The following is a 301-nucleotide window of genomic DNA, read 5'->3' on the forward strand; positions in this document are numbered from 1 at the left end:
ACTGTCCACCAACCCCAGGTTCGGTGTGCGGCTGGGCGCCTGGGTGCCCGAGGCCGAGGTGCCGGACGTGTGGGAGGGCGTCACCTCGATCTTCCGCGACTACGGCTACCGGCGGCTGCGCAACCGCGCCCGGTTGAAGTTCCTCCTCGCGGACTGGGGCCCCGAGAAGTTCCGCCAGGTCCTGGAGGACGAGTACCTGCACCGCAAGCTGATCGACGGCCCCGCGCCCGAGATGCCCGCGCAGGCCTGGCGCGACCACATCGGCGTCCACCGCCAGAAGGACGGCCGCTTCTACGTGGGC

The 301-nt window shown here is 71.1% G+C and carries 1 pseudogene; it reads left to right on the forward strand.

Annotated elements, in window-relative coordinates:
• A pseudogene (locus IF27_RS29745) lies at positions 1-301 on the forward strand (nitrite/sulfite reductase); the annotation flags it as partial.

It is taken from the genome of Streptomyces avicenniae (assembly GCF_000719135.1).
Taxonomy (GTDB): Bacteria; Actinomycetota; Actinomycetes; order Streptomycetales; family Streptomycetaceae; genus Streptomyces; species Streptomyces avicenniae.